This window comes from Allobosea sp. ASV33, assembly GCF_016428755.1.
Taxonomy (GTDB): Bacteria; Pseudomonadota; Alphaproteobacteria; order Rhizobiales; family Beijerinckiaceae; genus Allobosea.
The window spans coordinates 12,253-32,902 of record NZ_JAELTI010000047.1 but is presented as its reverse complement, the minus strand read 5'-3'; the positions used below and the strand labels follow the sequence as shown (position 1 = coordinate 32,902).

Sequence of the window (20,650 nt, the reverse complement as noted above, 5' to 3'; positions counted from 1 at the left end):
CCATGAGCCATCGGAGCCTTTCCGACTTCACTTCGCCTTCGGCTTCACCGACATCGCCAGCATGTACTGGTCGGCGCGGCCCGTGACGTCGAGCTCGGACTTGAAGGCCCAGATGCCGCTCTCGAAATGGATCGGAATGAAGGCGTAGTCGGCGAGGACGAGCTTGCCGGCCTCCTGCAGGAGCTGGTCGCGCTTGGCGTCGTCGAGCGTGGTGACGGCCTCGCGGATGACCTTGTCGAACTGGTCGTTCTTGTAGCCGCCGTAATTCGAGCCGCCGAGGGTCTTGGCCTCGTTCGGGGTCGGCGGCCACTGCCGCAGGAAGGAGGCCGCCTCGCCGGTGCCGGAGCCCCAGCCGCCGATCGCGACCGAGAATTCCTTCTTGGCGCGGCGCGGGAAGTAGATCGCCCGCGTCATCGCATCGACCTCGGCCTTGATGCCGACCTGGGTCAGGTACTGCGCGACGGCCTGGGTGATCTGGCTGTCGTTGATGTAGCGGTCGTTGGTGGTCGAGAGCGTGAGCTGGAAGCCCTTGGCATAGCCGGCCTCGGCGAGCAGCTTCTTAGCCTGCGCCGGGTCATAGGCCAGCTTCTCCGGCTTGGCCTGCGTGCCGAACATGCCGGTCGGCAGGTACTGGTAGGCCGGCTCGGCCGCGCCGTCCATGATGCGCTTGACGATGGCGTCGCGGTCGATGGCCAGCGACATCGCCTTGCGGACACGCAGGTCCTTCAGCGGGTTCTTGCCGTCCTCCGACTTGACGAAGGGGCTCTGGTCGCGGGCGACGTCGAGCTGGAAATAGACCACGCGGGTCGAGGGGGTGATGACATGGCCGAAGCGCTTGTCGTCCTTGATCCGGCCGAGGTCGCGCGCCGCCGGGTTCTCGATCACGTCGTAGTCGCCGGCGAGCAGGCCTGCGAGGCGCGGGCCGGCATTGGTCACCGGCAGCAGGCGGACCGTCGCCCAGGGCTCGGCCTTGCCCCAATAGCTCGGGTTGCGCTCGAGCTCGATCGCCGATCCCCGCACATAGGACTTGAGCTTGTAGGGCCCGGTCCCGATGGCGAGCGTGCCGTCGTTGAAGCCGCTGACCGTCGGCCAGGGGCCGGTGACGCCGCAATTCTTGGCGACATCGTAGCTGATCGTGCCGTGCTCGACGATGGAGGCCGAGAGGATGGGAAGCGCCGAGAGCAGGTTCGGCAGCAGCGGCTCGGGATTGGTGGTGGTGATCACCAGCGTCTGCGGATCGGGCGCTTCGACGGCGGCGAAATTGCCGGTGACGTCGGCGAAGGAATCCGAGACCTTGGTCTCGTTCTTCAGCGTCCGGCAGAAGGTGAAGACCACGTCCTCGGCGGTGAAGGGCTTGCCGTTCGAGAACTTCACGCCGTCGCGCAGCTTGAAGGTCCAGCGGTTCTTGCCATCGTTCTCCCAGGAAGCCGCGAGGCTGGGATGCAGCTTCTGCTGCTCGTCCTGGCGCACCAGCGAGTCGAAGATGTGCTGAGCCAGCGCATTGTTGGGGGTGAGATCGTGGTAATGCGGATCGACCGCCGTCGGCTCCGAGGCCAGCGCGATGCGCAGCGTCTGCGCGGATACGGCTGTGCCGGCAAGGCAGGCGGCCGCGAAAGCCGCGAGGAATAGGGGTTTACGCATGATAGGATCCGCTCCCGATTGAAACCGCTTTTGACAGCTTTATTTTCGTCTAGTAGCAAACATGAAAATTTTCGAACGTCAATCGGGTAGCCGCGCATGTCACAGGGCCTGAAGCCGACGACGGATCTCTCCAACCGGATCGCGCAGGTCTACCCGTCGCTGAGCAGTGGCCACCGCCGCGCCGCCGATTTCGTGCTGCAACACCCGCTCGACGTGGCGACCATGACGATCGAGGGGTTGGCCGAGGGCAGCGGCACCTCCAACGCGACCGTGACGCGCTTCGTCAGGGCGTTGGGTTATGGCGGTTACGGCGAGTTCCGCGGTGCGCTCTCCGCCGCCCTGAAATTCGCCCATGACCCGGTCGACAGCTTTGCCGGCGCCCGCTCAGCCGCGGGCTCGACCTTCGCGACCTTCACCGCCGCGCTCGCCGACCAGAACGCCAATCTCCAGGCCGCCCGCGACGGTCTCGATGAAGCCTCCGTGACCAAGGCCGTCGCATTGCTGCTGAAGGCGCCGCGCGTCTTCATCGCGGCTTCCGGCGCCAGCCACCATGTCGCCTCCTTCCTGGAAGACGGGCTAGCGCTCTATCTCGATGCCGACGTGATCTTCGCGTCATCGCGCACCGGCCCGGAACGCGCCATCCGGCACATGATGTCGGCGCGGCCGGACGATCTCGTCGTCGCGATCTCGGTACCGCGTTATTCCCGCGCCACGCTGGATCTCGCCAGTTTCGCCAAGAAGCGCGGCGCGGCGCTGCTCACCCTGACGGACAGCCCGACTTCGCCACTCGCTCCGATTGCCGACGTCACCCTGTTCGCGCCCGCCCGCAGCCGATTGTTGCCGAACTCGCCGACCGCGGTCTTCGCGCTTGCCGATGCGCTCATCGCGGCGATCGCGCGCGAACGGCCCGACGCGGTCGAAGCCCTCAAGGAGCTCAGCGAAAGCCTGCTCTGGACCTTCCACCAATAGCCGGCAGCACCGGCGTCACTCGGTATCGGGCGTGCCGTCCGCAGGCTCCAGCATCTGCCGCCAGCCCGAATGCAGCACGGACGGATCCTCGCGATCGACACCATAGGTGTTGAGAACGTGCTGGAGATCGTTCATCCGCGCGATCAGCCCGGGCCCCTGTCGCAGGCCAACGAGGATCATCAGCACCTCGATCGCGATGAGCTGCACGATATAGGCGTCGGTCCCGACCAGCATGGTCGCGTCGCGCGGCACGTCGATCGGCAGCACGATATGCCCGAGCTCGGCGAGCGGCGTCCCCGTCTGCGTCAGGACGATCACGGTCGCGCCCCGCTCCCGCCCGACCTCGACGGCGCGCAACAGCGCCGGCATCCGCCCGACGAAGGAGATCGCGACGAGCACATCGGCCGAGGTCAGCGTCGCTGCCGCGACGAGCTGGAAATGTGCGTCCGAGAAGGCGTTCGCGGTCAGGCCGAGGCGGAAGAGCCGTGCCTGCAGGTCCTGCGCCAGGAAATGCGAGGTCGCGCCGGTGCCGAGGCAGTCGATCCGGCGCGCCCGCTTGATCGCTGCCGCCGCCCGGTCGAGCTCGGCCGGGTCGAGCCGACGCTGCCATTCGGCGATGACGGTGGTCACGCTGCCCGTGACGTTGCGCACGACATCGCCGGCGGTCTCGCCGACATGCACCGAGCGGTGCAGGAACGGCGCGCCCAGCGCCAGCGCGCCGGCCAGTTTCAGCTTGAGATCCCGCAGGCCCTCGCAGCCGGCGGCACGGGCGAAGCGCACGATGGTCGGGGCGCTGACCCCGGCCCGGGCCGCGATATCCTCGACATTGGCCTTCACCGCCCAGTCCGGATCGTCGAGGATCAGCCGCCCGACGCGCCGCTGGCTCTCGGACATCGTTTCGAGCCCGGCCCGGATCGCGCTGAGGATATCGGATGCGCCGACCGTTTCCTCGGCCCCGGCAACCCGGCCGATGGTGTCGGTGGCTTCGGATGCGCGCGTCATGCCGCAAGCCTTCGGTTGGAGACGATCATGCAGGCCGGCCGGGGCCGGGCTGCGGGTGGTGTTGCGGCCCGATGGCCATCACAGCGCCTTTCTGAGCCGCGGGTCCAGCATGTCGCGCAAGCCATCACCGACAATCTGCAGCGAGAGGGCCACGAACACGATGGCCAGGCCCGGAAAGGCGACGAGCCAGAAGGCGTCATCCGCGAATTGCTGGCCGGACGCGATCATCGTGCCCCAGGTCGGCACCTCCGGCGGCACGCCCGCGCCAAGGAAGGAAAGCCCGGCCTCGGCAAGAACCGCATAGGCGAAGATGAAGGTTGCCTGGACCAGCACCGGCGAGGCGATATTGGGCAGGAGATGGATCGACAGGATGCGCGCCGTCGAGGCGCCGATCGAGCGGGCGGATTCGACGAAGGGCATCTCGCGCACCACCAGTGTCGAGGCGCGGATGACGCGGACCACGCGCGGCGTGTAGACGATCGACAGCGCCAGCACGACATTACCGGCCGAGGCGCCGAGCACCGCGACGAGGAAGATCGCCAGCAGGATGTCGGGCAGCGACATCAGCGCGTCGACCAGCCGCATGATCGGCCCGTCCAGCCGCTTGAAATAACCGGCCACAAGTCCCAGCGCCGCGCCCAAAGTGACCGAGATCACGACCACCGAAAAGCCGATGCCGAGCGAGGCGCGCGCGCCCCAGACCACCCGCGAGAAGATGTCGCGGCCGAGCTCGTCGGTGCCGAACCAGTTGACTTCGCTCGGCGGGCGCAGGCGCCGGACCACGCGCATCGCGCCGGGGTCGAAGGGCGAAAGCCAGGGCGCGAACACCGCGAGCACGAAGGCGATCAGCAGCACGAGGGCCGCGACGAGCACCAGCTTGCGCCGGAACAGGCTGCGGCAGAAGGCGAGGACAGGTGAGCTCATCGTCGCCCCCTCAGTAACGGACGCGCGGATCGACCAGCGTGTAGATCAGGTCGATGAGAAGATTGATCAGGACATAGATCGCGGCGACTGCGAGCAGCGCGCCCTGGATCACCGGATAGTCGCGCCGCAGCACGGCGGAGACCACGAGATTGCCGATGCCGGGCAGGCCGAACACCGTCTCGGTGACGATTGCGCCGCCGATCAGCAGCGCCAGCGTCAGGCCGAGCACGGTGATGACGGGCACGAGGATGTTGCGGAAGGCATGCTCCAGCAGCACCCGCCGCTCGGACAGACCCTTGGCCCGCGCCGTGCGCAGGAAATCGGCACTGAGGATGTCGAGCATGCTGGCGCGGGTGAAGCGCGTGATCAGCGCCGAATTGACCACACCGAGCACGGCGGAAGGCAGCAGCAGGTGCTGGAGCCGCTCGGCAAGGCCGGCCTCCGGCGCGCCGTAGCCGGCGACCGGGAACCAGCCGAGCTTGACTGCGAAGAGCTGGATGAAGAGCAGCCCAAGCCAGAAACTCGGGATATTCGCCGCGAGCATCGCAAGCCCGCTGACCGCCTGGTCGATCGGGCGCCCGCGCCAGACCGCCGAGGCGATGCCGGCGGGCACGCCGATCGCAGTCGCGATCGCCAGAGAGAACAGCGCCAGGAAGAAGGTCGGCTCGGCCCGTTCGAGCAGGGCTTGCGTCACCGGACGCTGCAGGAAGATCGAATGGCCGAGATTGCCGCTCGCGACCTCCTTCAGCCAGAGCACGAACTGCACCACCAATGGCTTGTCGAGCCCGTAGGCGGTGCGCAGCTTGGCGATGTCCTCGGCCGTGGCCTGGTCGCCGAGCATCAGCGCGGCCGGGTCGCCGGGGGCCAGCCGCGTCAGGAAGAAGACCATTGCGGCGACGATGAAAAGCACGAGCAGCAGGCCGGCGAACCGGCGTCCGAGATGCGCAAGCATCGGATACGCTCCGTTGGCTGGAGGCAGGCGTTTCGGGAATGGAGAAACGGCGCGGGCGTGACCGCGCCGGAGAGACGTCAGATGCGACGGTGATCCCGCGGAATCACTTGCCCAGTTCGACGTTCCAGAAGGACGGCCACGGCATCGCCGCGAAATCCTTCATCTTGGCCGAGGCGCCGGAAAGCGCGGCGAAATTGCCGGCGCGGATATAGGGCACCTCGTCATAGACGACCTGCTGGACCTTGGCCCAGAGCGCGCCGCGCTTGGACGGATCGGGCTCGGCATTGAAGGCGGCGAGCGCCGCGTCCTTGGCCGGGCTCGACCACCAGCCGGGCGCACCGTCGCCGAGCTGCGGCGGCGAGAGCATCGGCTCGGGCAGGAAGGCCGAATGGGTGATGTAGATGTCCCAGAGCGCGGCGTCGCCGCGGCGCTGGATCAGCGTCGCCCAGTCGACCACGTCGAGCTGCACCTTGAAGCCAGCCGCCTTCATCTGCTCGGCCATCACCAGCGCCATGCGGTGATGGAAGTCGTACTGCTTCGAGTTCAGGATGCGGATCGGCGTACCGTCATACTTGGCCTCCGCAAGCAGCTTCTTGGCGCCGGCGGCATCGGCCTTGCTGTACTTGTCCTTGCCGGCTTCCGAGAAGAACGGCGAACCCTTCGGGAAATGCTCGGGCGCCAGCGCGAAGAACTTCGGATCGCCGAAGCCGGCCATCAGCACCTCTTCGAGGTCGAGCGCCATCTGGAAGGCCTGACGGACCTTCACATCGGCCATCGGCCCCTGCTTGGTGTTGGTCGGGAAATAGGGGAAGCCGAAGGGCATGGTCAGCACCGCCCGCGCCGCGCTGGCGCCGGAGAGCTTCTTGAAGGCCTCGACCGGGAGCTGGTCGGAGAACTGGTATTGGCCGGCGATCACGCCCTCGACGCGGGTATTGGCGTTCGGCACCGGGATGAAGCGCAATTCGTCGATCTTGGCCTCGCGCTTGCCGGCATAGCCGGAGGCCGGCTCGCTGCGCGAGGCATAACCATCGTGCTTGACGAGGACGACGAACTGGTCGGGCTTGCGCTCGCGGAACTTGTAGGGACCGGTGCCGACGAATTCGGTGAGCGGGTTGGCGATCGATTCCTTCGCCATGATCGCGGCGAAGCCCGACGGCAGGGCGAGATGCGCCAGCAGCGCCGGCTCGACCTTGCCGAGTACGATCTCGACGCTCGTCGGCCCCTTGGCAGTCAGGCTGGCGATGCTCTTGGCGAGGCCCTTGCCGCGCGGCGTCATGTCGAGCCAGCGCTTCAGCGAGGCGACCACGTCCTCGGCATCGAGCTCGCGGCCGTTATGGAGTTTCACGCCCTTGCGCAGTTCGATCGCATAGGTCTTGCCGTCGGCCGAGACGGCCGGCTGCGCCGCCGCCAGCATCGGCCGGATCGCCCAGTTGGCGTCGAAGGTGAACAGCGGCTCGTAGACATGCTGCATGATCGTGCCGACGAGATCGGCGGTCGAAGCCATCGGATCGAGCGACTGCGGTTCTCCGACCATGGCGAGGTTCGCGCTCGAAACGCTCTGCGCCAGAGCCGATACCGGGGCAAGCATCGTCGAGGCCGCGAGGCCGGCGGCAAGGCCGCCCAGACCACGGCGCGTCAGACCGCCACGAGACAGGACATCGTTCTGCATGATCACTCCCCGGTAGAAGCCGCCATTCGCGGCGTTATGAAATTTTATTACGAATTTCTTATCTTATCGGGAGTTGGGGCGCAATCGCGATTTGGCCAAAGCGGCGTAAAAACCGCCTTATCCTGCGAAGTGAGCCCGACGACTTCTCATGCCGAGGCTACCAAGATGTAATTTAATTCCGGAAACAGACCTATGGAGTGCCGGCGCGGCTCTCCAAAATGCTGGAGAAGGCGGCTCCGGGGATGCTCAGGCCACCCCGATGCGTGCCGCCGCGAAGCGCGCGCGCAGCCAATGCGCTGCCGGGCCGCAAGGGCGCTGCTTATGCCAGACCATCTCCAGCGCCACCGGCAGGTCGAAATCGTCGAACTGCAGGTCCGGCGTCACGAGATCGGCAGTCACTGGCGAATTCGCGATGACATAGCCGGAGACGAAGGCCCAGCCGATGCCCTGCTTGACCAGTTGCAGGATCACCCAGTGGCTCTCGACCCACCAGACCTCGGCAGCGACGCGCAGGCGCTGCTTTTCCGGCCCGTCGCCGCGCGCCGCTACGAGGATCTGGCGATGGCGCTTCAAGTCTTCCCAGTCCACGCGCGTGCCGGCGAGCGGATGGCCCTTGCCGCAGACGAGCTTGATCGGCACCCAGCCGACCGTCTGGAACCCGAGCTCCGGCGGCAGCACTTCCTGGCGCCACATCACCCCGATATCGGCCTGCCCCGCCAACACGAGCTGGCTGACATCCTCCATCAGCGGGAACAGCAGCTCCAGCTCGACATGCGGAAAATGCCGCGCGAAATCGGCGAAGAGCGCGCCGAGCAGATGCTCCGGGTAGAGCTCGTCGATGGCGACGACGAGCCGCGTCTCGACATGGCTCTCGAAGCTGCTGGCGACGCCGATCAGATGCGCACGGCGATCCAGGATCACCTTCGCCTCGCGCAGCAGCCGCTCGCCCGCCGCCGTCAGCACGGGATTGCGCCCGGCCCGGCTGAACAGCGCGACGCCCAGATCTTCCTCCAGATTGGCGACCTGCGTGCTCACCGCAGACTGCGCCTTGCGCAGCGTGCGGCCCGCCGCAGAGAAGGAGCCCTGCTCGGCCGCCGCAACGAAGGCCTCGAGCTGCTCGAAGGAGGGATTCATCTATCTGATATCCAGATACAACCTAACTTGAGATAACCAGGTTTAGCGATAGAAGGCACGGCGTCAACGAGAACGACAGGTGTTTTAGATGTCCATGCGCTCCTTCCCTGACCGGGTTCGCCACACGGTGATGTTCGAGATCATCGGGCTGGCGCTGGTGATCCCCGGCGGCGCCATGCTCTTCAACCTGCCGGCGACCCATATGGGCGTGATCGGCGTCGGCTCGGCCACCGTCGCGACGCTCTGGAACTTCGTCTACAATCTCGGCTTCGACCACGCGATGCTCCGCTTCGCCGGGCACACCCGCAAGAACCTGGCGCAGCGCGTGCTGCACGCGCTGCTGTTCGAAGGCGGATTGCTGGTCCTGCTGCTGCCGCCGATGGCCTGGTATCTCGGCATGGGCCTGTGGCAGACCTTCGTGATGGACCTCGCCATCGTGGTTTTCTACGTGGTCTACGCCTTCCTGTTCAATCTGGCCTATGACCGGCTATTTCCCGTCCCGGCGCGGCCGCGGATGGCCCCGGCCTGAGCCTTCCCGCAACCTCGGGTCGCCACATCGACGAAGGCCCTCCCCGCCGCCGGCCTGTCTATGCTACGGCAGCCATGGACATTCGCGGGCGATCGTATTCTGATCGCGCCGGAACCTCCGGGGCGGCCTGCCTGCCTCGGCGCAAATGCATGTCGCGGCAGCAGGCCGCGCCTTGGGAGGAACGATGACAGGTAAGATCTATGACGGCCCGGCCGCCGCGCTCGAAGGGCTGCTCTTCGACGGAATGACGATCATGTCCGGCGGCTTCGGCCTGTCGGGCAATCCCGAGAGCCTGATCCCCGAGATCCGCGATTCCGGCGTGAAGAACATCACCGTGATCTCGAACAATGCCGGCGCCGATGGCTTCGGCCTGTGGATGCTGCTGCAGACCCGCCAGATCAAGAAGATGATCGCGTCCTATGTCGGCGAGAACAAGCTGTTCGAGCAGCAATATCTTGCCGGCGAGCTGGAGTTGGAACTGAACCCCCAGGGCACGCTGGCCGAGCGCATCCGCGCCGGCGGCGCCGGCATCCCGGCCTTCTACACCAAGACCGGCGTCGGCACGGTCGTCGCCGAAGGCAAGCCGGTCGAGGAGTTCGAAGGACAGCTCTATGTCCGCGAGACCTGGCTCAAGGCCGATCTCGCCATCGTCAAGGCCTGGAAGGCCGATACCGCCGGCAACCTCGTCTATCGGAAGACCGCGCGGAACTTCAATCCGAACATGGCCACCGCCGGCAAGGTGACCGTGGCCGAGGTCGAGGAGATCGTCCCGGTCGGCTCGCTCGATCCCGAGGCGATCCATACCCCCGGCATCTATGTCGACCGCGTCATCAAGAGCACGATCAACGAGAAGCGCATCGAGAAGCTGACCGAGCGCAAGAGGGAGGCAGCCTGATGGCCTGGACCCGCGAGGAGGTGGCCGCGCGCGCCGCCAAGGAGCTCAAGGACGGCTTCTACGTCAATCTCGGCATCGGCATCCCGACGCTGGTGGCGAACTACATCCCGGAGGGCGTCGACGTCACCTTGCAGTCCGAGAACGGCCTGCTCGGCATCGGACCCTTCCCCTATGAGGGCGAGGCCGACCCCGACCTGATCAATGCCGGCAAGCAGACGATCACGATCCTGCCGAGCTCAAGCTTCTTCTCCTCGGCCGATAGCTTCGCGATGATCCGCGGCGGCCATATCGACCTGACCATCCTCGGCGCCATGGAAGTGGCGGCCAATGGCGACATCGCCAACTGGACCATCCCCGGCAAGATGGTGAAGGGCATGGGCGGCGCGATGGACCTCGTCGCCGGCGTCAAGAAGGTCATCGTCGTGATGGATCACGCCAACAAGGCGGGCGAATCCAAGGTGCTGGAGCGCTGCTCGCTGCCGCTCACCGGCGCGGGCGTGGTCGACATGATCATCACCGATCTCTGCGTGATGACCTGCGACAAGGCCAATGGCGGCGGCCTGACCCTGATCGAGCTCGCCCCAGGCGTCAGCCTCGACGAGGTCAAGGCCAAGACGGAAGCCACCTTCAGCGTCGCGCCAAGCCTCGCAAAGGCCGCGTGAGCGCGCTTCTCCGCGCCCGGCCGGCGACCACCCCAGCCATGCTGGCCGCGTTCTCGGACGCGGCCACATTGCGTCATGCCCTCGCCTTCGAGGCCGAGCTTGCACGCGCCGAGGCGGCCGAGGGCCTGATCGGCACCGAGGCGGCCGAAGCCATCGCCACGCTTTGCGCCACGATCGCGATCGATCCCGCCGAATTGGCCGAGGAAGCGGCGCTCGCCGGCACGCTGGCGATTCCCCTCGTGGCGCGCTTGCGCGCCGCGCTGAGCGGCGACGCCGCAAAAGCCCTGCACAAGGGCGCGACCAGCCAGGATGTCGCCGACACCATCCTGACGTGCCAGATCCGCGCAGCCGGCGGCTTGCTCGGCAGTGATCTGAGCCGTGTCACGACGGCGCTCGCCGCGCTGGCCCGACGCCATGCGGCAACTCCGGCCATAGGCCGGACGCTGCTGCAAGACGCGCTACCGATCGGGTTCGGCCTGCGCATTGCGCATTGGCAGGCCGGCATTACCGAAGCGACCGCCCGCCTTCGCCGCGAGGTCGAGGCAGGCGCCACCCAGCAGTTCGGCGGCGCGGCCGGCTCTCGCGCCGGCCTTGAAGGCAAGGCGGCAGCCGTGTCCGCCCGTCTCGCCGCAGCGCTCGGCCTGCCCGACTCGCCGCCCTGGCATGCCCGCCGTGGCGGCATTGCCGGCATCGCAACGGCGCTGGCCATCGTGATCGGCACGCTCGGCAAGATGGCGCGCGACGTTTCGCTTTTGGCCCAGAACGGTGTCGGCGAAGCCCGCGAGCCCGCCATTCCCGGCCGGGGCGGTTCCTCCGCCATGGCGCATAAGCGCAACCCGACCGGCTGCCAGGTCGCGCTTTCGGCAAGCCTGCGCGCGCCCGGCCTCGTTGCCGGCATCCTCGCCGGCCTGCCCGCAGAGCAGGAACGCGGCCTCGGCGGCTGGCAGGCGGAAGGCCCGTCGCTGGCCGAGCTCTTCCTGCTCGCGGCCGGCGCGGCCGATGCCATGGCGACGGTCGCGGAAGGGCTGGACATCGACGAGGCCGCCATCGCCCGCAATCTCGCGGCAGCCGGGCTCGGCAACGATATCGGCGAGAGCGCGGCGCTGGTTGCCGCGCTGCTCGCCCCGAACGACTGAGGAACGCACGATGCCTTTTGCTACGAGCAACGGCGCCCGCATCTACTGGAAGCTGGAAGGCACCGAGGGCAGGCCGGCACTCGTCCTGCTGAACTCGATCGGCACCGATCTCGGCTTGTGGGACGCGGCCATGCCCGCCCTGCTCGGCTCGTTCCGAACCTTGCGCCTCGACACGCGCGGTCACGGCGCCTCCGATGCTCCGGACGGCGACTACACGCTCGCCATGCTGGCGGACGACGTCGCCGCCGTCATGGACGCAGCCGGCATCGCGCAGGCGGCAGTGGCCGGTGTCTCGCTCGGCGGCATGATCGCGATGGAGCTTGCCCTCTCGCGGCCGGAGCGGGTCTCGGCGCTGGCTCTGATCTGCACCTCCGCAACCATGGACAAGGCGGCCTGGCAGGACCGGATCACGAAGGTCCGCGCGGGAGGCACGGCCGCGATCGCCGATCTCGCGATGCAGCGCTTCCTCTCACCGGCCTTCACGGCCGGGCAGCCCGCCGTGGCGGAGAGCGTGCGGCGCAACCTCGTCGCCATGAACCGCGAAGGCTATGCCGGGGCCGGCGCCGCGATCCGTGACATGGAACTGATCGGCCGCATCCCAGCCCTCGCCTGCCCGACGCTGGTCGTCGTCGGCGAGCGCGACGCCTCGACCCCTTTTGCCGGCCATGGCGAGAACCTCGTCGCCGCGATCCCCGGCGCTGCGCTTGAGCAGCTCGATTGCGGCCATCTCGCCCCGCTCGAAGCGCCCGCCGCTCTCGCTGGAGCCCTGCGCGCCTCCCTCACGCCGGGCCAGGATACGCAGGACGCGGCGGAGACCCTCTTTGAAGCCGGTCTCAAGAACCGCCGCCGCGTGCTCGGCGACGCCTGGGTCGACCGCTCGCTTGCCAACCGCACGCCCTTCAACGCCGAGTTCCAGGCGATGATCACCCGCATCGCCTGGCAGGAGATCTGGAGCCGGCCCGGCCTCGACGACCGCACCCGCCGCCTGCTTGTCCTCGCCATCACCGCGAGCCTCGGCCGCTGGGAGGAATTCCGCCTGCACGTCCGCGCCGGGTTGACGCGCGGCGGCTTCACGCAGGACGACCTCAAGGAAGTACTGATGCAGACGGCGATCTATGCCGGCGTCCCCGCCGGCAACACCGCCTTTGCCGAGGCCGCCGCGGTGATCAAGGAGATCGAGGCGGCCGGCTGAGCTATCTCAGGCCTTCGCCCGGTAGTCCGAGGGCGACACCCCCGCCCTCTTGGCGAAGAAGCGCGAGAAATAGGCGGGATCGGAAAAGCCCAGCCGGAACGAGATCTGCGAGATCGACATCGCGGTGTAGACGAGGTCGCGCCGCGCCTCGATCATCAGCCGGTCCTGGATGACCCGCGCGGCCGAACGGCCCAAAAGCTCCCGGCAAGAGCGCGAGAGATGCGGCACGGAAACGCCCAGTTCCCGTGCGTGGTCATCGAGCGAATCATGATGCTGGAAGCGCGTCTCGACCCGCTCGACGAAACGGCGCACGAGCCCGGCGCGCGGGTCCTTGACGGGCTCTCCCTGCGTCCTCGCCCCGCGCATCGCGCGCACGAACCAGGTGGCGATGAGATCGGCATAGGCGGCGAGCGAAAATTCCCGCGCCGGCAGGTTCGCCGAAAACTCGCGCATGGCGAGCTGCATCAGGCTTTCGAGTGTCGCCATCTCCGGGCTCGCCTCGGCCATCAACAACACCGCAGGCGCTCCGAGCAGCGCGCGCGCATCCGGCTCGTTGTCGAACAGGCGCTTCAGCGAGGTTGCCGCCGTGCTGGCGACGAAGCCGTCCGTATCGTCAAGGAAGGCGAATTCATGGATGGTCGAGGGCGGCAGCAACAGCACCGAACCGGGCGACAGCGCTTGCTCGCGCCCGTCCACGCGCGTGCGCCCTCCACCCGCCGTGACGAGAAAGAACTGGAAGAGATCGTGATGCATATGCGGCTGGATCGTCCAGCCATGCAGGGAGCTGCGTGCCACGATCGGCTCGATATGCAATGCGTCGGGAAAGCGCTCGGTCAGGCGTTCGCCATAGAGCCAGTAGGCGGGGACGCTTCTACCGGGCATGTCATGACCCCAAGATCGATTTGTCCAAGACACTGCGCGTTTCCTCCATTCCGTCAACAGTGTTTAAGGGGCTAGCCTCCTCGCGCGGATCGAACGGTGCAAACCATCCCTCCGCGGGAGGCAAAGAAGAACAATGCGGACGCAGGTCGCCATCATCGGCGCCGGGCCCGCGGGATTGCTGCTCGGGCAGCTCCTGTCGCGCGCCGGCATCGACAACGTCATCCTTGAACGGCGCAGCGCCGACTATGTGCTGTCGCGGATTCGTGCCGGCGTGCTCGAACAGGGCATGGTCGATCTCCTGCACGAGGCCGGCGTCGGCGAGCGCCTCGATCAGGAAGGCCTCGTCCATGACGGCTTCTCGCTCGCCTTCCATGGCGCGCTGCACCGCCTCGACCTCAAGGACCTCAGCGGCGGCAGGACGGTGACCGTCTACGGCCAGACCGAGGTGACGCGCGACCTGATCGAGGCTCGTCAGGCGCTGGGCCGCCCGACGATCTACGAGGCCGAGAATGTCGCGCTCCACGATTTCGATGGCGCCACGCCGCGCGTCACTTTCCGCGCGAACGGGCGGGAGCAGGAGCTGCACTGCGATTTCATCGCCGGCTGCGACGGCTATCACGGCGTCTCGCGCGCCTCGGTCCCCGCACATTCCCTGCAGAATTTCGAGCGCGTCTATCCCTTCGGCTGGCTCGGCCTGCTGGTCGACCGGCCGCCGGCTGCACATGAACTGGTCTATGCCAATCACGAGCGCGGCTTCGCGCTCTGCTCGATGCGTTCGGTCGAGCGCAGCCGCTACTATGTCCAGGTCCCCTTGGGCGAGAAGGTCGAGAACTGGTCCGACGACGCCTTCTTCGACGAGTTGCGTCGGCGCCTGCCGGCGGAAGTCGCCGACGCCCTGCAGACCGGCCCCTCGCTTGAAAAGAGCATCGCGCCGCTGCGCTCTTTCGTCGCCGAACCGATGCGCTTCGGCCGGCTCTTCCTCGCCGGTGACGCGGCCCATATCGTGCCGCCGACCGGCGCCAAGGGTCTGAATCTTGCCGCCAGCGACATCCGCTATCTCTTCGACGCCTTCCGCGAGCACTATCGCGACGGCTCGCAGGCCGGTCTCGACGGCTATTCGGCCCGCGCGCTCGCCCGGGTCTGGAAGGCCGAGCGCTTCTCCTGGTGGATGACCAACCTGCTGCATCGTTTCCCGGAGCGGGACGGCTTCGATCGGCGCATCCAGGAAGCGGAATTCGATTACCTCGTCCATTCCCGCGCGGCGGCGACGGCCGTCGCCGAGAACTATGTCGGCTTGCCTTATTGAGGGCATTGCCCCACGGCAGAAAATTGCGTTGGTGAGAACAAGAGGCGCGGCGCCATGGCGGCGACCGGCCCGAGCAGCTAGAGCTTCGGTCCCCGCAAGGCCTTTGCGGGATCGCAGGCAGGATCGGGAGGAGATGGAATGACCAAGGGTTTCCTGAACAGATGGCTGCCCGCGGGCGCGCTGGCGCTGGCCGGTGCACTCACGCTCGGTGCCTCCGCCATGGCGGACACGATCAAGGTCGGCATCATCGGGCCGTTCTCCGGCCCCTTCGCCCTGCAGGGCAAGAACTTCCAGGCCGGCGCCGAGGCCTGGCTGGCGCAGAACGGCAAGAGCGTCGCCGGCCACGATATCGAGCTGGTCTACCGCGACCTGCCGACGGCCAATCCGCAGCAGGCCCGCGCGCTGGCGCAGGAACTGATCGTCCGCGACAAGGTGCAATATCTCGGCGGCGTCTATTTCACGCCGGACGCGATGGCGATCACGCCGCTCCTGAAGCAGGGCAATGTCCCGCTGGTGATCTTCAACGCCGCGACCTCGGCGATCATGACCTCCTCGCCGCTGGTGGTGCGCACCTCCTTCACCCTCTCTCAGACCACCACGCCGCTCGGCAAGGCGGCGGTGGAGCGCGGCGTCAAGAAATTCGTCTCGATCGTCAGCGATTACGGCCCGGGCGTCGATGCCGAGGGCGCCTTCAAGAAGGCGATCGAGGCGGCCGGCGGCGAGGTCAAGGAAGCGATCCGCATCCCCCTCAACACCACCGAGTTCAGCCCGATCATGCAGCGCATCCGCGATGCCGGGGCCGAAGGCGTCTTCGCCTTCCTGCCGTCGGGCCCTCCGACGCTCGGCTTCGTCAAGGCCTTCAGCGACACCGGCCTGAAGAAGGCGGGCGTCAAGCTCTTCGCGCCGGGCGACCTGACCCAGGAATCGGACCTGCCCGCTCTCGGCGAAGCGGCCGCCGGTTTGATCACCTCGTTCCACTACGCGGTCTCGCATGAATCAGAGATCAACAAGCGCTTCGTCGCCGCGGGCGAAAAGGCGATCGGCGCGCCCGATCTCCTCTCCTTCCCGGCGGTCGGCGCCTATGACGGCCTGTTCGTGATCTCCAAGATGATCGCGGCCACCGCCGGCAAGCAGGATGCCGAAAAGGCGGTCGAGGCGGTGAAGGGTCTCGGCTGGGAAAGCCCGCGCGGCCCGGTCAAGATCGATCCCGAAACCCGCCACATCACCCAGACGATCTATCTGCGCGAAGTCGCGAAGGACGCGCAGGGCCGCTGGATCAACAAGGAGATCGCCAGCGTGCCGGAGCAAAAAGATTCCGGCCTGACGAAGTAACGGCCTTAAGCCTGAAACGCGGCGGGAGCATCAAGCTCCCGCCCCCTGCTCCCGTTCGACGAGGCCCGCGAACATGCAGACCGCGCTGAGCATCGCCGTGGACGCGCTGGCCTATGGCATGGCGCTGTTCATCATCTGCATCGGCCTGTCGCTGACCATGGGCCTGATGCGGGTGGTCAACCTCGCGCACGGCGCCTTCGCCATGATCGGCGGCTATATCGCCTCCTATGCCGCGCGCGATCTCGGCCTCGGCTATGCCTTCGGCATCGTCCTCGCCATGATCGGCACGGTCCTCATCGCCGTGCCGCTGGAGCGACTGCTCTATCGCCGCATCTATGACCGCAGCGAGCTCTCGCAGGTGCTGATGACGATCGGCATCACGTTCTGCGTCATCGGCATCACCAACTACTTCTTCGGCCCCACTCTGAAAACGATTCCGCTGCCGGCCGAACTCGCCCGCTCGGTCGATCTCGGCTTCCGCGGCATCGCCGGCCACCGGCTCTTCGTCATCGCCAGCGGCCTCGTCGTCGCCGGGGGCTTGTGGTTCCTGATCGAGCGCACCGGCTTCGGCATCCATTTGCGCGCGGCCGTCGAGAACGCGCCGATGGCCCGCGCGCTCGGCATCCGCACCGAGATCATCTATGCCGCGAGCTTCGCGCTGGCGATCGGGCTTGCGGCCTTCGGCGGCGTGGTCGGCGCCGAATTCCTGCCGATCGAGCCCTATTACGCCCTGCGCTACATGGTGACCTTCCTCGTGGTCGTCTCCGTCGGCGGCGCGGGCTCGATTCCCGGCGCGCTCGCCGCCTGCCTGCTGCTCGGCGCCATCGACGTCACCGCGCGCTATCTCGTGCCGGATTTCGGCAATTTCTTCTTCTATCTCGCGGTGATCCTGGTGGTTTGCGCCTTCCCGCGCGGCCTGATGGGGCGGGCGCAGTAGCATGGCGAGCGCGACACCCATGCCCGCAGCCGCCTCCGGAAGCCGCACGCTCGGCCGCGATCTCCTCGGCCTCGCCCTGATCGCGCTCGTCGGCCTCGGCGGCTACTGGCTCTTTCCCGACAACCTGGCCTTCCTCACCCGCGTGATCTCGGTCGCACTGCTCGTGCTCTCGCTCGACCTGATCGTCGGCTATTGCGGCATCGCCTCGCTCGGCCAGGGCGCGCTCTATGGTGCCGGCGCCTATGCCGCCGGCATCGCCTGCGTGCATGGCATCACCGATCCCGTCCTGCTCATCCTGATCGGCGCGGCGGCCGGCGCCGTGATGGGCCTCCTGATGGGCGCGATCATGCTGCGCGCCCATGGCTTACCGCAGCTCGTGCTCTCGATCGCCATCGTCCAGCTCCTGCATGAGGCCGCCAACAAGGCCTCCTCGATCACCGGCGGCAGCGACGGCCTCTCCGGCATGAGCCCGGCCCCGCTCTTCGGCGTCTTCGAGTTCGATCTCTGGGGCCGCAGCGCCTATCTCTTCGGCCTCGGCCTGCTCCTGATCGTCTTCGCCGTGCTGCGCTTCGTCACGCGCTCGCCCTTCGGCATGATCTGCCGCGGCCTGAAGGAGGACCCGCTCAGGATCAGCGCGCTCGGCATCTATGCCTTCCCGGTCCTGCTCAACATGTTCGTCATCTCCGGCACCGTGGCCGGCATGGGCGGCGCGCTCGCGGCCATCGCGACGCAGGTCGTCGGGCTCGACAGCGTGAGCTTCGAGGTGTCCGCGAACGCTCTCGTCATGCTGGTGCTCGGCGGCATCGGCCATCTCTATGGCGCGCTGATCGGCACGGTGATCTTCATGGCGCTCGAGCATATCGTCGCCGCGATCAACCCGTTCCACTGGATGACGCTGGTCGGCGCCGTGCTGATCGCGATCGTGCTCTTCGCCCCGCGCGGGCTCTCCGGCACGCTCGACGAGCTCGCCCGTCTGCTGACGCGTAACCGCTGGGGGGCCGGCCGATGAGCCCGGTCTTCGAAGTCTCCGGCCTCTCCAAAGCGTTCGGCGGGCTCAAGGTCAACAGCGACATCTCGCTGGCGATGAACGAGGGCGAGCGCCTCGCCCTGATCGGCCCGAACGGCGCCGGCAAGACCACCTTCGTCAACCTCGTCACCGGTCGCATCCCGCCGAGCGCGGGCAGCGTCCATCTCGCGGGCGAGGACATCACCAAACTTGGCGCCGTCAAGCGTGTCAGGCGCGGCCTCGTCCGCACCTTCCAGGTCACCCGCCTCTTCCCGGACCTGACGCCGGAAGAGCATGTCGTCATGACCATCCTGCAGCGTCTTGGCCGCGCGACGCGGATCTTCGCCCGGTTCCATGGCGATTCCGCAGCCACGGACGAAGCGGCCGAAATCCTCGCCACGCTGGGCCTCACCGAGGTCGCCCGCCGCAAGGTCGCGACGATCGCCTATGGTCAGCAGCGCCTGCTGGAGATCGCGATCGCATTGGCGCAGCGCCCCAAGGTGCTCCTGCTCGACGAACCCGCGGCCGGCGTGCCCTCCAGCGACACGCCGCGCATCGAGGAGGCGCTGGCAAGTCTGCCCGCCTCGCTCGCCGTGCTGATGATCGAGCACGACATGGACCTCGTTTTCCGCTTCGCCAGGCGCGTCGTCGTGCTGGCCGCGGGCGAGCTCATCTTCCAGGGCCTGCCGGCCGAGGTCGCCAGGGATCCGAAAGTCCGCGAAGCCTATCTCGGGAGCTATGCCCATGCCGGCAGCTGAGCTCGACGTCCGCAATCTCAGCGCCGGCTACGGCCAGACCCATGTGCTGGAGGATGTCTCCTTCGCGGTGCCGGCCGGCGGGCGCCTTTCGATCCTCGGCCGCAACGGCATGGGCAAGACCACGCTGATGGCGAGCCTGATGGGACTGACGCGCCGTTACGCCGGCAGCATCAGCATCGCCGGGCGGGATGTGACCACCCTCGGCACGGCGGCCCGCGCCCATGGCGGCATCGGCCTCGTCCCGCAGACCCGCGAGATCTTCAAAGGGCTGACGGTTGAGGAAAACCTTTTCGCCGGGCTGAAAGGCCGTCCGCGCAGCGCGATCGAAGAGGCCTACGCCCTCTTCCCGCGTCTCGCGGAGCGGCGCCGCAATCTCGGCTCGCAACTCTCCGGCGGCGAGCAGCAGATGCTGGCGACGGCGCGCACCATTCTCGGCCAGCCCGCCGTGCTGCTGCTCGACGAGCCGCTGGAGGGCCTGGCTCCGGTCATCTGCGACATGCTGATGGAGGCGTTCGGCCGCCTCGCCGCCAGCGGCGCGATGACGATCCTCTTCGTCGAGCAACGGCTGGAAAGCGCGCTCGCCTTCGCCGACGACGTCATCATCCTCGAGCGCGGCCGGATCGTCTGGTCGGGCAAGCCCGATGCCCTGCGCGCGGATGCCGATGTGCTCGAACGCTATATCGGCGTCGGCGGGCTGCACTGAACCGCCGACGCCGGCATTACCTCACACCACCAGATCGAGCGGCGGCACCGGCTCGCCGCGCGAGACGTGCTGCATGTTCGCGAACATGCGCTTCACCACCGGCGCGAAATTATCGGAGGCCATGGCGGCGAGATGCGGCGTGGTCACGAGGTTGTCGAGGGTGAGGAGCTGGCTGTCCGCCGGCAGCGGCTCGATCTCGTAGACATCCATCGCCGCGCCCGCGATCTCCTTCGCCCGCAACGCCGTGACGAGATCGGTCTCGTTGACGACGCCGCCGCGCGCGACATTGATCAGTACCGCGGTCTTCTTCATCTTTTTCAACGCCGCAAGGTCGATCAGGTCCTTGGTTTCCGGCGTCAGCGGGCAATGCAGCGAGACGACATCGGCCTGGGTCAGGATGTCCTCTATCGAGGCATGCTTCACGCCCAGAGACGCCTCCTCGGCGGCATCGAGCGGGGTGCGCTTGCTGTAGAGGATGGTGCAGCCAAAGCCCTTCAGGAGCTTGGCGACATTCTTGCCGATCGCGCCCAGCCCGACGATGCCGACCGTCTTGCCCGAGAGCGTATAGGTGTCCGACGGCAGCTGGCCGGTGCGCCAGTTGCCCTTCTTCAGTTCGGCATTGCCATAGGCGATGTGGCGCATCGTCGAGATCATCAGGCCAACAGCGAATTCGGAGACGGCGACAGCGTTCGAGCCGGTCGTGCGCGCGACCTTGATGCCGAGCTCCTTGGCGGTGGCGATATCGATATTGTCGTAGCCGACGCCCCATTTATGCAGGAGCTTCAGCTTCTTGGCGGCGCGCAGCACATCGCCGGAGACGCCGACCTGGCCGGAAATCGCGTAATCGGCCTCGGCGATGATCTGCTTCATGTGGTCGTCGCCACGGGCGGTGCCATGGGTCAGCACGAAGCCGTCAGGCAGGAATTCGCGCAGGCGGTCGGCCCGCTCGGGGGTGGTCATGTCGAGGAGGCAGATGGTCTCGGGCATGGGATGGTCCAGTCGCAGGATCGGAAGAGATATC

The 20,650-nt window shown here is 67.3% G+C and carries 20 protein-coding genes; 12 read left to right on the top strand and 8 right to left on the bottom strand.

Annotation, left to right across the window (positions count from 1 at the left end):
* Window positions 1-27: 27 nt before the first annotated feature.
* Window positions 28-1,641 carry an ABC transporter substrate-binding protein gene (locus JHD80_RS15130; protein WP_199088780.1) on the bottom strand — a complete coding sequence of 538 codons (1,614 nt, stop codon included), beginning with the start codon at window positions 1,639-1,641 and terminating at the stop codon, window positions 28-30.
* Window positions 1,642-1,737: 96 nt separating this feature from the next.
* On the opposite strand from JHD80_RS15130, the gene JHD80_RS15125 reads away from it, so the two are divergent.
* A complete protein-coding gene (locus tag JHD80_RS15125; RefSeq protein WP_199088779.1) occupies window positions 1,738-2,610 on the top strand; it encodes a MurR/RpiR family transcriptional regulator in 873 nt (290 codons plus the stop codon).
* A 15-nt stretch (window positions 2,611-2,625) separates the two neighbouring features.
* Here JHD80_RS15125 and JHD80_RS15120 read toward each other — a convergent pair whose 3' ends face one another.
* From JHD80_RS15120 to JHD80_RS15100, 5 genes are all read right to left on the bottom strand, one after another.
* Window positions 2,626-3,612, bottom strand: coding sequence for a MurR/RpiR family transcriptional regulator (locus tag JHD80_RS15120; RefSeq protein WP_199088778.1), 987 nt, complete (start codon window positions 3,610-3,612; stop codon window positions 2,626-2,628).
* Between the two features lie 78 nt (window positions 3,613-3,690).
* Entirely contained in the window at window positions 3,691-4,536 is an 846-nt protein-coding gene (locus tag JHD80_RS15115) for an ABC transporter permease (protein ID WP_199088777.1), read from the bottom strand.
* A 10-nt stretch (window positions 4,537-4,546) separates the two neighbouring features.
* Window positions 4,547-5,488, bottom strand: coding sequence for an ABC transporter permease (locus JHD80_RS15110; RefSeq protein WP_199088776.1), 942 nt, complete (start codon window positions 5,486-5,488; stop codon window positions 4,547-4,549).
* 103 nt (window positions 5,489-5,591) lie between these two features.
* Window positions 5,592-7,157, bottom strand: a complete 1,566-nt coding sequence (locus tag JHD80_RS15105) for an ABC transporter substrate-binding protein (protein WP_199088774.1) — start codon at window positions 7,155-7,157, stop codon at window positions 5,592-5,594.
* Window positions 7,158-7,403: 246 nt separating this feature from the next.
* Window positions 7,404-8,291, bottom strand: a complete 888-nt coding sequence (locus tag JHD80_RS15100) for a LysR family transcriptional regulator (RefSeq protein WP_199088769.1) — start codon at window positions 8,289-8,291, stop codon at window positions 7,404-7,406.
* 94 nt (window positions 8,292-8,385) lie between these two features.
* Between JHD80_RS15100 and JHD80_RS15095 the strand changes: the two genes are divergently transcribed.
* The 5 genes from JHD80_RS15095 to pcaDC all read left to right on the top strand — a co-directional run bounded on the left by JHD80_RS15095 (window position 8,386) and on the right by pcaDC (window position 12,705).
* Window positions 8,386-8,820 carry a PACE efflux transporter gene (locus tag JHD80_RS15095; RefSeq protein ID WP_199088790.1) on the top strand — a complete coding sequence of 145 codons (435 nt, stop codon included), beginning with the start codon at window positions 8,386-8,388 and terminating at the stop codon, window positions 8,818-8,820.
* 184 nt (window positions 8,821-9,004) lie between these two features.
* Window positions 9,005-9,715: a CoA transferase subunit A gene (locus tag JHD80_RS15090; RefSeq protein WP_199088767.1), complete on the top strand. Its 711-nt coding sequence runs from the start codon at window positions 9,005-9,007 to the stop codon at window positions 9,713-9,715.
* Entirely contained in the window at window positions 9,715-10,377 is a 663-nt protein-coding gene (locus JHD80_RS15085; protein ID WP_199088760.1) for a 3-oxoacid CoA-transferase subunit B, read from the top strand. The genes JHD80_RS15090 and JHD80_RS15085 overlap by 1 nt, the downstream gene beginning before the upstream one ends.
* The gene (locus tag JHD80_RS15080; RefSeq protein WP_199088758.1) at window positions 10,374-11,513 is read left to right on the top strand and encodes a lyase family protein; all 1,140 of its coding nucleotides are present in this window, start codon (window positions 10,374-10,376) and stop codon (window positions 11,511-11,513) included. Before JHD80_RS15085 ends, JHD80_RS15080 begins: the two co-directional genes overlap by 4 nt.
* 10 nt (window positions 11,514-11,523) lie before the next feature.
* Window positions 11,524-12,705 (top strand): bifunctional 3-oxoadipate enol-lactonase/4-carboxymuconolactone decarboxylase PcaDC, encoded by a 1,182-nt coding sequence (gene pcaDC, locus JHD80_RS29285; RefSeq protein WP_199088756.1) that lies wholly within the window; start codon window positions 11,524-11,526, stop codon window positions 12,703-12,705.
* Between the two features lie 6 nt (window positions 12,706-12,711).
* On the opposite strand, the gene JHD80_RS15070 is transcribed toward pcaDC, so the two are convergent.
* Window positions 12,712-13,587 (bottom strand): helix-turn-helix domain-containing protein, encoded by an 876-nt coding sequence (locus JHD80_RS15070; protein WP_199088754.1) that lies wholly within the window; start codon window positions 13,585-13,587, stop codon window positions 12,712-12,714.
* Between the two features lie 133 nt (window positions 13,588-13,720).
* Between JHD80_RS15070 and pobA the strand changes: the two genes are divergently transcribed.
* The 6 genes from pobA (at window position 13,721) to JHD80_RS15040 (ending at window position 19,629) form a co-directional block, all read left to right on the top strand.
* The gene (pobA, locus tag JHD80_RS15065) at window positions 13,721-14,893 is read left to right on the top strand and encodes a 4-hydroxybenzoate 3-monooxygenase (RefSeq protein ID WP_199088751.1); all 1,173 of its coding nucleotides are present in this window, start codon (window positions 13,721-13,723) and stop codon (window positions 14,891-14,893) included.
* Between the two features lie 138 nt (window positions 14,894-15,031).
* On the top strand, window positions 15,032-16,225 hold the full coding sequence (locus JHD80_RS15060; protein WP_199088749.1) for an ABC transporter substrate-binding protein: 1,194 nt from the start codon (window positions 15,032-15,034) through the stop codon (window positions 16,223-16,225).
* 73 nt (window positions 16,226-16,298) lie between these two features.
* Window positions 16,299-17,162 carry a branched-chain amino acid ABC transporter permease gene (locus JHD80_RS15055; protein WP_199088748.1) on the top strand — a complete coding sequence of 288 codons (864 nt, stop codon included), beginning with the start codon at window positions 16,299-16,301 and terminating at the stop codon, window positions 17,160-17,162.
* A gap of 1 nt (window position 17,163) precedes the next feature.
* A complete protein-coding gene (locus JHD80_RS15050; RefSeq protein ID WP_199088746.1) occupies window positions 17,164-18,171 on the top strand; it encodes a branched-chain amino acid ABC transporter permease in 1,008 nt (335 codons plus the stop codon).
* Entirely contained in the window at window positions 18,168-18,926 is a 759-nt protein-coding gene (locus tag JHD80_RS15045; protein WP_199088744.1) for an ABC transporter ATP-binding protein, read from the top strand. Before JHD80_RS15050 ends, JHD80_RS15045 begins: the two co-directional genes overlap by 4 nt.
* Window positions 18,913-19,629: an ABC transporter ATP-binding protein gene (locus JHD80_RS15040; RefSeq protein ID WP_199088742.1), complete on the top strand. Its 717-nt coding sequence runs from the start codon at window positions 18,913-18,915 to the stop codon at window positions 19,627-19,629. The genes JHD80_RS15045 and JHD80_RS15040 overlap by 14 nt, the downstream gene beginning before the upstream one ends.
* 21 nt (window positions 19,630-19,650) lie before the next feature.
* Here the strand turns inward: JHD80_RS15040 and JHD80_RS15035 are convergent, their stop codons facing one another.
* Complete coding sequence (locus tag JHD80_RS15035) at window positions 19,651-20,616, bottom strand: 2-hydroxyacid dehydrogenase (RefSeq protein ID WP_199088740.1); 966 nt, start codon at window positions 20,614-20,616, stop codon at window positions 19,651-19,653.
* Window positions 20,617-20,650: the final 34 nt, after the last annotated feature.

Coding starts and splice junctions, on each gene's coding strand:
- JHD80_RS15130 (WP_199088780.1), bottom strand. CDS start 1,641: ATGCGTAAACCCCTATTCCTCGCGGCTTTCGCGGCCGCCTGCCTTGCC.
- JHD80_RS15125 (WP_199088779.1), top strand. CDS start 1,738: ATGTCACAGGGCCTGAAGCCGACGACGGATCTCTCCAACCGGATCGCG.
- JHD80_RS15120 (WP_199088778.1), bottom strand. CDS start 3,612: ATGACGCGCGCATCCGAAGCCACCGACACCATCGGCCGGGTTGCCGGG.
- JHD80_RS15115 (WP_199088777.1), bottom strand. CDS start 4,536: ATGAGCTCACCTGTCCTCGCCTTCTGCCGCAGCCTGTTCCGGCGCAAG.
- JHD80_RS15110 (WP_199088776.1), bottom strand. CDS start 5,488: ATGCTTGCGCATCTCGGACGCCGGTTCGCCGGCCTGCTGCTCGTGCTT.
- JHD80_RS15105 (WP_199088774.1), bottom strand. CDS start 7,157: ATGCAGAACGATGTCCTGTCTCGTGGCGGTCTGACGCGCCGTGGTCTG.
- JHD80_RS15100 (WP_199088769.1), bottom strand. CDS start 8,291: ATGAATCCCTCCTTCGAGCAGCTCGAGGCCTTCGTTGCGGCGGCCGAG.
- JHD80_RS15095 (WP_199088790.1), top strand. CDS start 8,386: ATGCGCTCCTTCCCTGACCGGGTTCGCCACACGGTGATGTTCGAGATC.
- JHD80_RS15090 (WP_199088767.1), top strand. CDS start 9,005: ATGACAGGTAAGATCTATGACGGCCCGGCCGCCGCGCTCGAAGGGCTG.
- JHD80_RS15085 (WP_199088760.1), top strand. CDS start 9,715: ATGGCCTGGACCCGCGAGGAGGTGGCCGCGCGCGCCGCCAAGGAGCTC.
- pcaDC (WP_199088756.1), top strand. CDS start 11,524: ATGCCTTTTGCTACGAGCAACGGCGCCCGCATCTACTGGAAGCTGGAA.
- JHD80_RS15070 (WP_199088754.1), bottom strand. CDS start 13,587: ATGCCCGGTAGAAGCGTCCCCGCCTACTGGCTCTATGGCGAACGCCTG.
- pobA (WP_199088751.1), top strand. CDS start 13,721: ATGCGGACGCAGGTCGCCATCATCGGCGCCGGGCCCGCGGGATTGCTG.
- JHD80_RS15060 (WP_199088749.1), top strand. CDS start 15,032: ATGACCAAGGGTTTCCTGAACAGATGGCTGCCCGCGGGCGCGCTGGCG.
- JHD80_RS15055 (WP_199088748.1), top strand. CDS start 16,299: ATGCAGACCGCGCTGAGCATCGCCGTGGACGCGCTGGCCTATGGCATG.
- JHD80_RS15050 (WP_199088746.1), top strand. CDS start 17,164: ATGGCGAGCGCGACACCCATGCCCGCAGCCGCCTCCGGAAGCCGCACG.
- JHD80_RS15045 (WP_199088744.1), top strand. CDS start 18,168: ATGAGCCCGGTCTTCGAAGTCTCCGGCCTCTCCAAAGCGTTCGGCGGG.
- JHD80_RS15040 (WP_199088742.1), top strand. CDS start 18,913: ATGCCGGCAGCTGAGCTCGACGTCCGCAATCTCAGCGCCGGCTACGGC.
- JHD80_RS15035 (WP_199088740.1), bottom strand. CDS start 20,616: ATGCCCGAGACCATCTGCCTCCTCGACATGACCACCCCCGAGCGGGCC.